This is a genomic window from Rhizosphaericola mali, assembly GCF_004337365.2.
GTDB lineage: Bacteria > Bacteroidota > Bacteroidia > Chitinophagales > Chitinophagaceae > Rhizosphaericola > Rhizosphaericola mali.
This window is the reverse complement of the sequence record NZ_CP044016.1, coordinates 4456536-4468956: the sequence shown is the minus strand read 5'-3', so window position 1 is coordinate 4468956 and position 12421 is coordinate 4456536. Positions and strand designations below refer to the sequence as shown.

At 32.2% G+C, this 12421-nt stretch carries 9 protein-coding genes; all 9 read left to right on the top strand.

Annotation, left to right across the window (positions count from 1 at the left end):
* Positions 1-807 (top strand): TIGR02452 family protein, encoded by an 807-nt coding sequence (locus E0W69_RS19245; RefSeq protein WP_131331682.1) that lies wholly within the window; start codon positions 1-3, stop codon positions 805-807.
* An 88-nt stretch (positions 808-895) separates the two neighbouring features.
* Positions 896-1399 (top strand): methylated-DNA--[protein]-cysteine S-methyltransferase, encoded by a 504-nt coding sequence (locus E0W69_RS19240; RefSeq protein WP_131331681.1) that lies wholly within the window; start codon positions 896-898, stop codon positions 1397-1399.
* Positions 1400-1414: 15 nt separating this feature from the next.
* Positions 1415-2077: a DNA-3-methyladenine glycosylase family protein gene (locus tag E0W69_RS19235; protein WP_131331680.1), complete on the top strand. Its 663-nt coding sequence runs from the start codon at positions 1415-1417 to the stop codon at positions 2075-2077.
* A 1352-nt stretch (positions 2078-3429) separates the two neighbouring features.
* Positions 3430-6555, top strand: coding sequence for a SusC/RagA family TonB-linked outer membrane protein (locus E0W69_RS19230; RefSeq protein WP_131331679.1), 3126 nt, complete (start codon positions 3430-3432; stop codon positions 6553-6555).
* A 15-nt stretch (positions 6556-6570) separates the two neighbouring features.
* The gene (locus E0W69_RS19225) at positions 6571-8091 is read left to right on the top strand and encodes a RagB/SusD family nutrient uptake outer membrane protein (protein ID WP_131331678.1); all 1521 of its coding nucleotides are present in this window, start codon (positions 6571-6573) and stop codon (positions 8089-8091) included.
* A gap of 22 nt (positions 8092-8113) precedes the next feature.
* Positions 8114-8989, top strand: a complete 876-nt coding sequence (locus E0W69_RS19220) for a PKD domain-containing protein (protein ID WP_225321327.1) — start codon at positions 8114-8116, stop codon at positions 8987-8989.
* On the top strand, positions 8989-10092 hold the full coding sequence (locus E0W69_RS19215) for an acyltransferase family protein (RefSeq protein WP_131331676.1): 1104 nt from the start codon (positions 8989-8991) through the stop codon (positions 10090-10092). The genes E0W69_RS19220 and E0W69_RS19215 overlap by 1 nt, the downstream gene beginning before the upstream one ends.
* A gap of 30 nt (positions 10093-10122) precedes the next feature.
* Positions 10123-11148 carry an NADPH-dependent FMN reductase family protein gene (locus tag E0W69_RS19210; protein WP_131331675.1) on the top strand — a complete coding sequence of 342 codons (1026 nt, stop codon included), beginning with the start codon at positions 10123-10125 and terminating at the stop codon, positions 11146-11148.
* A 64-nt stretch (positions 11149-11212) separates the two neighbouring features.
* Positions 11213-12319, top strand: coding sequence for a phosphotransferase enzyme family protein (locus E0W69_RS19205; RefSeq protein ID WP_225321326.1), 1107 nt, complete (start codon positions 11213-11215; stop codon positions 12317-12319).
* Positions 12320-12421: the final 102 nt, after the last annotated feature.

Here is a 12421-nt window from a genome sequence, read left to right as displayed (position 1 = left end):
ATGAACAAGAAATTATTAGCACAAGAAACACTCCAGATATTGGAATCTGGCCAATACACAAACGAACAAGGAACTATAATCTCTATTAAAGAAGAACTTGGACATTGTATCGATAAAACGGCGCAGTTCTCAAGCGAGCAATTGGCAACTATAAGTCAACAAAATTTGGAGCGTAAATTCGAAACAAATTTTACGGTTCAAAATCAAACCACGGTTGCGGCGATCATAGAAATGCAGGCGACGCATCCAGCCAACAACATTATGTGTCTAAATTTTGCCTCAGCGAAAAATCCAGGTGGCGGATTTATCAATGGAGCAGAAGCACAAGAAGAAAGTATAGCGCGCTCATCGGGCTTGTATGCATCACAAATGTCCCAATTTAGCTTCTATGAAATGCATCGCAAAATGTCTTCATGTGTCTATACAGATAGTATGATTTATAGTCCTGGAGTTCCCGTTTTTCGCAATGAAAAAGGGGTATTAATTGACGCTCCAAATTATTGTAACATCATTACATCGCCAGCTGTGAATGCGGGTGTGGTGCAAAAGCAAGAACCCAATAAAGCTAATGAAATAACTCAATCAATGCATCAACGAATGGACAAAATGCTGGCATTGGCTTATCATGAAAAAAATGATTCTTTAATTCTAGGTGCTTGGGGCTGTGGTGTATTCCAAAATGATCCTAAAACTATTGGTGAATTATTTAAAGAATTGCTTTTTGATAAATATAAAAATGTATTTAAAAATGTCCATTTTGCAGTACTTACAAAAAATGAAACTATATTAGATTGTTTTAAAATGTAAACAATGACAACAACTTTATTTCTCCTAGTTAGTTCCACTAATAAAAATAAATATAATATTACTACATTTGAAAAAAGGATAAATTACAATGCGTCAATTGTTTTTTAAAGATATGGACACTCCAGTTGGAAAAATAAGATTAGTCAGTTCTAACAAAGGTCTAGCAGCTATTTTATGGGAAGATGAAAACTATAAAAGAAGCAAATTAGACGAGCCTATATTAGATAATTCTCATCCTATTTTATTGCAAGTTGAGCAACAACTAGCCGAATATTTTACAAAAAAGAGAACTGTATTCAAAGTTCCATTGGATTTTATAGGAACGGATTTTCAAGTGAAAGTTTGGAACGCATTATTGACCATTCAATATGGAAAAACAAAAACCTATGGAGCATTGGCGCAAATTTTAGGAGATATAAAAGCGGTTAGAGCTGTTGGTGGTGCATTGAACAAAAATCCAATCGCTATTATCGTTCCTTGTCATAGAGTTGTAGGTGCAGATGGAAAAATGATTGGATTTGCTGGCGGCGTACAAAATAAAAAGATATTATTGGAATTAGAAAGCGATGTAAAAGTGCAAACACTTTTCTAATCAACAATCGAAACTATGAAAAAAATATTAACACCAAGTATCGACACTTTCAATTCGGATAATTATCATCAACTATGCGATTCGCTGGGAAAGAAAGATAAAGATTTGCAATCCGTTATTGACAGATATGGTTACCCACCAATGTGGATGCGTCCCAATAGTTTTGAATCATTAGTTCATATTATTCTAGAGCAACAAGTTTCTCTAGCTTCAGCATTAGCAGCCTTGAAAAAATTACAAGAAAAAACCATCGAACTTACTCCACTGACAGTTTTAAAGTTGAGTGATGAAGAAATGCGTGCTTGTTATGTGAGCAGACAAAAAATGGTATATATAAGAGGTTTAGCAAATGCTTTAGAATCAAAAACTATAGATTTAAAAAAACTAGAAAATTTATCTAATGACCTAGTTCGAGCAAAGTTAATCCAACTAAAAGGTATTGGAAATTGGACGATAGATGTATATCTGATGTTTGTATTGCAAAGAGTGGATATTTTTCCTATTGGCGATCTTGCAGTCATTAATGCTATTAAGAAATTAAAACTGCTACCAAAATCAACAGACAAAGAAACCATACAAGGTATGTCTGACAATTGGCAACCATATAGAACTGTTGCAAGTATGATATTATGGCATTTTTACTTATCTAGTAGTGGTAGTAAAATGTTGCCTTTGTAAGTTCTAAATAATATTCTCAGCCAAAATATCACCTAAAATGTGCAGGTTAAAAAATTAAACACTTGCTTTATAATCTGCACCTTTCATTAAAAATAAGTATACATCAGTCTAAAAATAAATTTCCTATTATAGATGAGCTTAGTCTTATTTTGCTCTTTAATGTGAATAATTCCCTATAAATTGTACTATAATGCTGAATATTAATTGCTAATTTATCTGTGTGTTAAAAAAATAAATTTGATACGGAGTCCTATATCATATAGCCACATTTAATCATTTTTAGTTATACAAAATCTCTATGTTTCAAAATTACTCCACATACGAACTATTGACTTAGTAAATTCAATAGTTAAATACCAAAATTCTTTTGTTGTTTTTATATAAGGTAAGTGCTATCGCTAATAATTTAAATATTAATACTATCGGTAGTAACTTACGCATACTTTTTGCAAAAGATAAATTGCAATTTTATTTAGCTCATGTAGGTATATACCCTCTTATTGATAATAATAATCTTTGTTGCATCATCTAGCAGCAATTTGTAGACTTTCATAAAGTGTGTAACCATGCTTTCTTGGACAATATTTTTAATTTCTGATGTTTTGAAAGTTCCGCATCTCCATTAGCACTAACTGTATTTGCCTTCAAGAAAAACTAGTACATTTCACGATTCTGTCTCGTCATTTATTTAATAGATTAGACTTAATCTCAAGTCTTATTCCTCCACTTGAACACCCTCTCTGTCTTGAATTAGCTCAATAGCTACGAGCTTGATGTTTTCATTAAATTGCAGTATATCTTTATTTATAAAAGTTTGTTTAAATTTTACAACATTAGTGGGTATTAAATTGGGGGATCCAAAAATTGCGTTCAATAACAATTTCGTCAAACCAATCTTGGGCTAGATTACCTTTTGTACCGGATTTTAATCTAACTTTTAGTGGATAATAATTAACATTCTTTGTTAGATTATTTTGGCATCATAACACATAATCGTATACGCAAACGATTGATATTATTGATAATCAATACATTGTATTTGAATACAAAATTCTATTGTAATTTTCACATTAATTAATTCTTATCTTTGAAAAGGTGGTTTATTAAGTGTATGTATTTGAAATTTGACTATAAATATTAATATGAACTTCTAAATATGTATAATATATTTTATCTGGTTTTATAGTATATGTAAATGTGTTTACTGAGAATCTAGATAAAGAACATCGCTTCTACTATAAAATGAAATTTTCTTAATTCTCTCAATTATTCGCTTTAATTAGTGAATGACTAGGAGCTATTATATAATTCCTTATTCCTTGTTTTTTTAACAAATAAACCGTTTGACTATTATGTATTCTAAAGTATGGTCTAGGAGGGTACTATTACTAAATCGTATTCGGACTAAATCTAATAATCACTTCATTAAGAAATTTTCAAAAGCACTTTTTTGTTTATTATTCTTAATTATTACGAATACGATTATTAATGATAAACTATATGCGCGTAGTAAAAAGATTTATTACTATGAGAAAATAAACAATATAGACATTAAAGGACGAGTAGTAGATTCTATTGGAGATCCTTTGATCGACGCTACCATAACTATTGTTGGAACCAAAAAAAATTTTCACTCTGACAAAGATGGGTATTTTCTATTAAAAAATGTTGACACATCGAATTTATCAATTCAAGTTAGTTATGTAGGCTATTCTACGGTAACAATAAAGGTAGATGGAACTCAAGATATAAATATAATATTAACTCCTGTTGCTCAAGATAATAATGCAGTGGTAGTAGTTGGTTATAGTAATAAAAAGAAAAGCGATTTAACGAGTGCTGTAACTGTGGTAAGTGCAGATAAATTAAAAGATGTTACGACCAATGATATTGGTTCTATGTTACAAGGCAAGGTTTCTGGTTTACAAGTAGTAAATAGTTCTGGAGCGCCTGGCTCCTCTGCCGAAATTAGATTAAGAGGGGTATCTTCCGTCAATGCCTCCCAAAGCCCATTATACGTGGTAGATGGGATAATTGGAGGAAATTACGATCCAAATGATGTGGAGAGTATAACTGTTTTAAAAGATGCGGCAGCAACTGCAATGTATGGTTCTCAAGCAAATGCAGGTGTAATAATTGTAACTACAAAAAAAGCTGCGGCAGGTAAGACCCGTATGGAATTAAAAGTAACTACAGGATTCAGAGATCCTTACTTTGGTTCTATGAAGATGATGAACGGATCTCAACTTTATGAAGCCCAAAAAGAATACTATCGAGATTATACTCCTGGGGCATCTAACAACTCTTATAAAGTTGATTTGTTAAAATTTTATTCGGAACGACCATTATCATTAGAATCGCAAAATAATAATTGGTTAAATACTATGTTTAAGCGCGCTCCGATGACTAATGTTTATTTTTCTGCAAGTGGTAGTAATGAAAAAAATAGTTATTATTTAGGAATGACATATTATGATGAAAGAGGTACATTATTGAATACAAATTTTAAAAGGATAAATATTCATGCCAACTCAACACATCATTTTACACCCAAAATATCTTTATCCAATAGTTTTAACTTAAATGGAAATTTAGGTACTGGTTATGATTATAACGATATATTTTATGCTTATTTAAATATGCCTTGGGATAATCCATATGATAGTACAGGAAAACCAATTTTTGTGGATGGCAATTCTACATTTAAATGGTGGTCAAGAGATAAGACTAACCCTTTGCATACTATTCAAAACTCTAGTTTCCCTACCAAAAACTTTGATGTCAACTATGATCTAAATTTAAATGTTGGTATCACAAATTGGTTATCCTTTTCTTCTACTAATAGGATTAGTGCAGCATATTACAAATCAAGAACTTATTATTCTGCAGCGGCAGGAGGACAATATTATGGGACAGGGTATTTAGACGAAGAAAATACATTGACTTACGGTTATATTTCCAATGATTTATTAAAGTTTAATTTCAATTTTGGTAAACATAGTTTAAGTGGTTTAGCCGGATTTGCCTCTCAACAAAGCTATACCGAATTGTCTGGAGGATCTGGGAAGGGACTACCAGTTGGATATGATGTATTAAATGTTGTATCTACCTCACAAAATGTAGATGGTAGTGATACAAAATTTATGCTTGGTTCATTTATTTCTCAAGTTAACTATGGTTACAATGGGAAGTATTTCTTTACTGCATCTTATAGAGTTGATGGATCATCTAATTTCCCCTCAAATAATCGTTATGCACCATTCCCAGCGTTTTCTGCATCTTGGTTAATCAACAAAGAATCGTTTTTAGAAAATAGTAAATTTATCGATTTGCTTAAGTTGAGAGCTAGCTATGGTATTACAGGTACTCAGGATATTGGATCATCCAGATATTTAGGATTGTATTCTTTATCTAGCCAATATAATTCCAGTACCGCTGCGGTTCCAACACAGTTGCCAAGTTCTAATTTAACTTGGGAAAGTAAATATCAATGGGATATTGGTTTGGATATTGGTTTATTTAAAAGAGTTGAACTTACTGTAGATGCGTATAGAAATTTGACTAAAAATTTGTTATTACAAGTATCCCAACCATTATCTGTTGGTTTTGAATCAAGATGGGAGAATACAGGAGAGATTGATAATAAAGGCCTTGAGTTGGGGTTAAATACAACTAATATTCAATCAAAGAATTTTACGTGGCAAATGAATTTCAATATCAGCTTTAATACAAATAAACTTCGAAGATTCCCAGCGACAACTATAAATACTCAATCGACTTGGGGTATCTCTCAAATATATAGAGAAGGAGGTAATCTGTATGAATTCTATATGCCAAAATGGTTAGGAGTGGATAATCAAACAGGAGCTCCATTATGGGAAAAAGTGACAACAGGTGCAGACGGTAAGACAATCAAACAAGCGACATCTAACTATTCTGATGCCACATATCAAGAAGTGGGTTCTCCGTTACCAAAATTTCAAGGAGGATGGACCAATTCATTTAAGTATAAGGATATCACGCTATCTATCAATACTTATTTTCTTTCAGGTAATAAGGTATTTAGCAATAATCTTAGATTCGTTGAAAATGATGGTTCAGAACCTTATTACAATCAGATGGTTTTACCTAAGGGTTATAGTGTATGGACTAAACCTGGAGATATTGCGACAGAGCCGAGTCCTCAGAATGCAACAAATTCGACACAAACGTCAACTAGATATTTAAAAGATGGTAGTTTTATCGCATTACGAAATATTACTTTGTCTTATTCACTTCCTGCAATCCTAGCGAATAAAATTGGTTTCGATGGTGTACAAGTGGGAGTATCTGCAGACAATATCTACAATTTTACCAAATTCCTTGGGCAAGATCCTCAGACGACCATTACACCAGGCACTTATGTAATGCCAGGTGTCTCTGATTTTAAATATCCTAATAATAGACAATTCTTATTTAATGTTGATTTCCGATTCTAATAAAATTCAAATAGTATGAAACGATCAATTGGTAAAATATTTTTAACTATTTCTATTTTAGCTGCACTTGCATCTTGTGTAAAAGATGTAAATCCGAGTGATTCAATTACGACAGCTACAATAACAAATACCTATGAAGGAATTGAAGATGCTGTAAATGGTGCTTATTCCTTGTTTAAAGATCATTTAGAGTTTGCAGGATCCACAGATTTGAATAATATGTGGTTAAGACAATATTTCCAATGTGCTGATTTTGCAGGAGACGATATTGTTTGTGGACAGACGACTACGGATCCATTATACTATAGCTTTTCCTTAAATCACACGGTTTCTCAAACGAATACGCGTTATTTTTGGTATATATCGTATAAAATAATAAACGATGCCAATACAGTTATAGAATCTATCCAAAACTCTAGTACGACTCAAACGGATAGTGTAAAACAATTATTAGGTGAATGTTATTTTTTAAGAGCATTTGTACATTTTAGTTTATGTAATTTATTTGCTAGGCCTTATTCACAAGGATCCACTGGAGATGGAATTATTTTACGCACATCAACAACAGATCCTACGCAAAAAGCACGATCTTCTATAGGAGATGTCTATAAATCTGTCATTTCCGATGCTCAGACAGGAATGTCTTTGATGAATGCCTCTCGCGGTGTCATGTATGCTACAAAGGAGGCTGCGATGGCATTATTATCAAGGGTCTATCTATATAAAGGAGATGCAGATAGTACTATATACTATTCTAATCAAGTAATAAATTCAAACAAATTTTCATTAACGACATCAACAACTTATCCTGCTATGTTTGCAAATGCAACTAGTGCATCGGAGACAATATTTTGCATAGCATTTACCACTATAGATGATTATGGTAAAAATGGATCGATTGCTTCTATGATCTATTCAGATGGAAATTCAGGATGGGGAGAGGAATATGCTTCTCAATCTTTAAGGGATACTATGTCTGCCCATCCTGAAGATGTAAGATGGTCATATATTTCACCAAATACTGTAGATGGTGTAATACAGACTAAAAATGGCGTACCCATGTATTATATAACTAAGTTCTCATTTCAAGGAGGTAGTCCGACGCTTAGCTCTCCTATTTTGTTTCGTTTAGCAGAAATGTATTTAAATCGGGCAGAGGCAGAAGCAAAAACGGGGCAAACTGCTGCAGCGCTTGACGATATAGATTTAATAAGAAAAAATAGAGGTTTGGATGCTAGCTTATACAATGGAGTGCTCCCCTCAGGAAAAACAGTAATTGATGTAGTATTAAAAGAAAGAAGACTCGAATTAGCATTTGAAGGAATGAGATCCTACGATGTATACCGAAACAATCTCAAATTAAATCGTACGTATTGGGGATATCACCTTCCTGGATTACAAGCATCAGATATTAATTTAGCGGTTTTGCCAACAGGTTATGAAAATATGATAGTTGACCCTACCGATACACGTATTATCTATTATATCCCTATCGATGAGATTCAAAATAATGCCCTATGTACTCAGAATCCTTAATAATAAATAAATGATGAAATATATGAAAACGAAATATTTTATATTGCTTTTTCTTCCCGTATTATTGTTATTCAATTCATGTAAAAAGGATCAAGGAGGAACTACGCCAACTATTAATTTTAGTATTGCAATAAGTGGAGATACTGTAAGATTTACCAATCTTTCGATTGATGCCAATAGTTTTAATTGGGATTTTGGAGACGGAGATTCTTCTAAAGAAGAAAATCCAACACATATTTATCCAGGTAAAGGAAAATATGTCCCAACGTTATATGCTAAATCATCTTCTGGAGGCAGTGCCAATGGCTCGACTGTAATAAACATTTCTAAAACTTCCCCTATTTTGTTAAACGACAATACATTATCAGACTGGGATACACTTTCTGTTAATGTTTACAATTCTACTGCTGCCGGTGGTAATTTTATTATGGGGAAATTTGACTATGATGCAAATAAAATTTATTTCTATTTTGAGATGAAGTCTAAGGTAGCAGATGGAAATATTTTTGATTTCTATCTAGATACAGATAATAGTTCTTCTACTGGCTTACTTACAAGTGCATTTACAGGTGGTGGATATGATGAACTTTTAGAAGGCCAGTTGTTGTTAAATCAATCTACAGCCGCAATACCACTAGTTGTATATAGTCATACTGGAGCCCAAGCTGATTTTTCCTTTAATGCTTTGAGCTTAACGGACTTTTTTACAATAGGTACAATTGTTCAAGATGGAGATACTCTTAAATTTGAGGGAAGCTTTGATCGAAGTAAACTTAGCATTTCAAATTCCACTGCAATTAGATTAGGAATTATAGCAACCAAATCAGATTGGAGTGCCACACTAGGATCTCTACCAGACCCTAATACTGATAGTTATTTATTAAATCTTCCAAATTAATGCAGCATACAAATAAAGAAAGGATATTATCATTGGATGTAATGCGAGGTATTATTATGATATTGCTAGCAGGTGAAAGTGCATTAGTTTATACTTCATTGTCGCAATTAAAATTACCTTCATTTATCCATGTGATAATATTGCAATTTTTTCATCAACCGTGGCAAGGAATGAGATTTTGGGATACTGTACAGCCAGCGTTTATGATGATGGCGGGGTCTGCATTGTATATTTCTTGTAGTAGAAAATTCGAAAAAGGAGAAACATGGTCTTTAAATTTGCGACATATAGCTATTCGCAGTTTGAAATTATTTTTATTAGGAACCGCATTACATTGTGTTTATGCGGGAAAGCTAGTATGGGAACTATGGAATGTGCTTACCCAATTAGCCTTTACCTCACTAATGGCCTATTTAGTTATAAAAAAGTCTTCTTATTTTCAAATAGCATTTGGTGTTTTTCTAGTAATGATCAATGATTTGTTGTATAGAACGATACATATAGCAAATTATAACTATCCTTATACAGAATTTCACAATTTCGGTGCTTATATTGATACTATTCTTATGGGAAAGATAAATACAGATGGTTGGGTAGCATTTAATATAGTTCCAACTGCAGCACATACAATCTGGGGTATGACTATTGGAAAGTTGCTTATAAGTTCTAAAGCGCCCTTATATAAAATAAAAATATTAATTGTAGTAGGTTGCTTATCGTTGCTAATTGGATACAGTATGGATTGGTTAAATATTGTACCAATAATTAAAAGGATTAGTACTGGTTCTTTTGTATATGCATCCACCGGCTGGGTAATGCTTATGTTAGCTTTTGTTTATTGGGTGATTGATGTAAAGAAGAAAAATAAGTATGCCAGGATTGCAACTGTAGTAGGAATGAATTCTATTTTTATATACTTATTTTTTGAAACATTGGGAGCACAATGGATCAACAATACTGTTTTTATTTTTATCGGAGGCTTTACTTCATTATTTCAGATAACAACGAATATTCAAGTTCTACTCAGCTCTTTCGTTGTATGGTTACTCGAGTGGTATTTATGTTATTGGTTGGCAAAGAAAAATATATTTATAAAATTATAATTGTACTACTATTATTAAAAAATGTATGATATGGAAAAAAAAATCAATTCATTTCTTTTAGTTTTATTCAGTTCCATCTTATTGTTGTTTTCTTGTTCTAAAAACCCTATTACAACTCACCTTACCAATTCTGATACCACTACAAGCGCAGACAGCACAACCACTACAATCGATGTGAAACAGTTAAAATATTTATGTATTTATTATGGTTGGCCCTCTTTAGTAAATGGCAGTAATGGTGATCTAACAAAAGCGACACAAAGTTTTGAACAGTTTGATTTAATTGTTTTAGGTGATGGTATCTGGAAGGCTGATAATGCCGATAATGCAAATACAACTACAATAATAGGCAATCTTAATTTAGTAGGCAAAACAGTTTACGGTTATGTCGATCTTGGAGTTTCTACACAGAACTTAAGTTATGAAAATATGAAATTAGCTGTTGATGGATGGAAAAGCATGGGGGCAAAAGGAATATTTTGGGATGATGCCGGTTATGATTATAGTACGACAAGAGCTAGGCAAGATACTATGATTAATTATTGTCATGCGAAGGGGCTATCAGTTATTATGAATGCATGGACACCTGCAGATGTGTTGGGAGGAGATAATGTACTTTTAGACTCTACAGATACGTATCTTTTAGAGAGTTATTTAGTTTCAAGTAACAAATATTCTTCACTTACAGCATGGCAATCAAAGGCTTCCGCCTGTGCTGCATATCAGAGCAGTTTAGGTGTTAAAATGGCCTGTTTATCAAGTAGTGATGCAACAATTACATCAACCTATAATACAACTGACATGTTCACACAGGCATGGATTGGTGCCGCAATCTATAATTTTGATTACTTTCAGCTAACAGATAATAATTATAGTGCTTCTAATAATATCGTTTATTATTTTCCTAACATTAGTGATAATTACGGATCTACATGGACCAGTTCCACAGTAGCCGATTCTGCGAATGTCAATTTTTATCGCTCCACAGAAACTTCTACATTACATGTTCGTGGAGATGGATCTAGTTGGGGCTATGGGCAAATATTACAACCTTAATACAAGGTTGTAATGTTTCAGATCAAAATACGATTATCCACTTTTTAAGAAAATCTTATTATAAATGGATAAGTTTTCTTGTGTTACTCAATATAAAATTATGTTAGAAAAGGTGCTTGTAAATTATGGTATTGACAAATTCCAATGTGATATTTCTACAATAGGAAATGGTCTTATTAACAACACTTGGCTACTTATTTCAAAAAATCAAACGTATATACTACAACGTGTAAATAATGATGTGTTTATACATCCTGAAGACATTGATAATAATATATTGTTAGTAACTAACTATTTCAAAAAAAATTATCCCGATTATTTTTTTGTTAGTCCAATAAAGGCATTGAATGGCAAAACGATGATTTTTGTAGAAAAAGAGGGATATTTTAGAATGTTTCCTTATGTAAAAAACTCTAAGACTATTTTGGCGACCCAGTCGCCTAAACAATCCTATGAGGCCGCAAAAGCTTTTGGAAAATTCACAAAATTACTATCCAATATTTCTTTAAAGGAATTTAAAATAGTAATCCCCGATTTTCATAATTTATCTTTAAGATTTCAACAATTCAAGATGGCGATCAAAAATGCTAGTAGTACTCGCATTGATCAAGCTCAAACATCGATAGATTATCTTTTAAGACAAGAAATTATCGTTAACGAGTATGAGCATATTGTCCAAAATAACTTATTGAAATACCGCATTACGCACTATGATACTAAAATTAGTAATGTCTTATTTACCCAAAATGATGAAAACTTATGTGTTATCGATTTAGACACAATTATGCCTGGTTATTTTATAAGTGATGTTGGTGATATGATACGCACTTATGTATGTCCAGTCACAGAAGAAGAGCCAAATATTGAAAAAATTATTTTTCGAGAGGATTATTTTGAAGAAATTTTACATGGTTATCTCGAACAGATGAAAAATGATTTGACTGATACTGAAATCGGATACATTGTTTATTCTGGGAAATTCATGATTTATATGCAAGCCATCAGATTTTTGACAGATTACTTAAATAATGATATTTACTATGGCGCTAAGTACGAACAAAACAATCTAGTAAGGACAAATAATCAAATAGCCCTATTAAAAAAACTTATAGAAAAAGAATCGCAACTTAATCAAATAGTTATAAACGTATGTAAGAAATTGAATTCTTAGTTGTTTTTAAATAACCAATTGAAACTGCGTAGAAATGCTATTTTGAATTGATAAAGAATACTACTAAATAGTTATTTATGATGACTTCAAAATATTAAAATA

Bases quoted from the DNA above. Each gene is read 5' to 3' on its own strand.
- E0W69_RS19210 (WP_131331675.1), top strand. From the start codon at position 10,123: ATGGAAAAAAAAATCAATTCATTTCTTTTAGTTTTATTCAGTTCCATC.
- E0W69_RS19225 (WP_131331678.1), top strand. From the start codon at position 6,571: ATGAAACGATCAATTGGTAAAATATTTTTAACTATTTCTATTTTAGCT.
- E0W69_RS19235 (WP_131331680.1), top strand. From the start codon at position 1,415: ATGAAAAAAATATTAACACCAAGTATCGACACTTTCAATTCGGATAAT.
- E0W69_RS19220 (WP_225321327.1), top strand. From the start codon at position 8,114: ATGAAAACGAAATATTTTATATTGCTTTTTCTTCCCGTATTATTGTTA.
- E0W69_RS19240 (WP_131331681.1), top strand. From the start codon at position 896: ATGCGTCAATTGTTTTTTAAAGATATGGACACTCCAGTTGGAAAAATA.
- E0W69_RS19215 (WP_131331676.1), top strand. From the start codon at position 8,989: ATGCAGCATACAAATAAAGAAAGGATATTATCATTGGATGTAATGCGA.
- E0W69_RS19230 (WP_131331679.1), top strand. From the start codon at position 3,430: ATGTATTCTAAAGTATGGTCTAGGAGGGTACTATTACTAAATCGTATT.
- E0W69_RS19245 (WP_131331682.1), top strand. From the start codon at position 1: ATGAACAAGAAATTATTAGCACAAGAAACACTCCAGATATTGGAATCT.
- E0W69_RS19205 (WP_225321326.1), top strand. From the start codon at position 11,213: ATGGATAAGTTTTCTTGTGTTACTCAATATAAAATTATGTTAGAAAAG.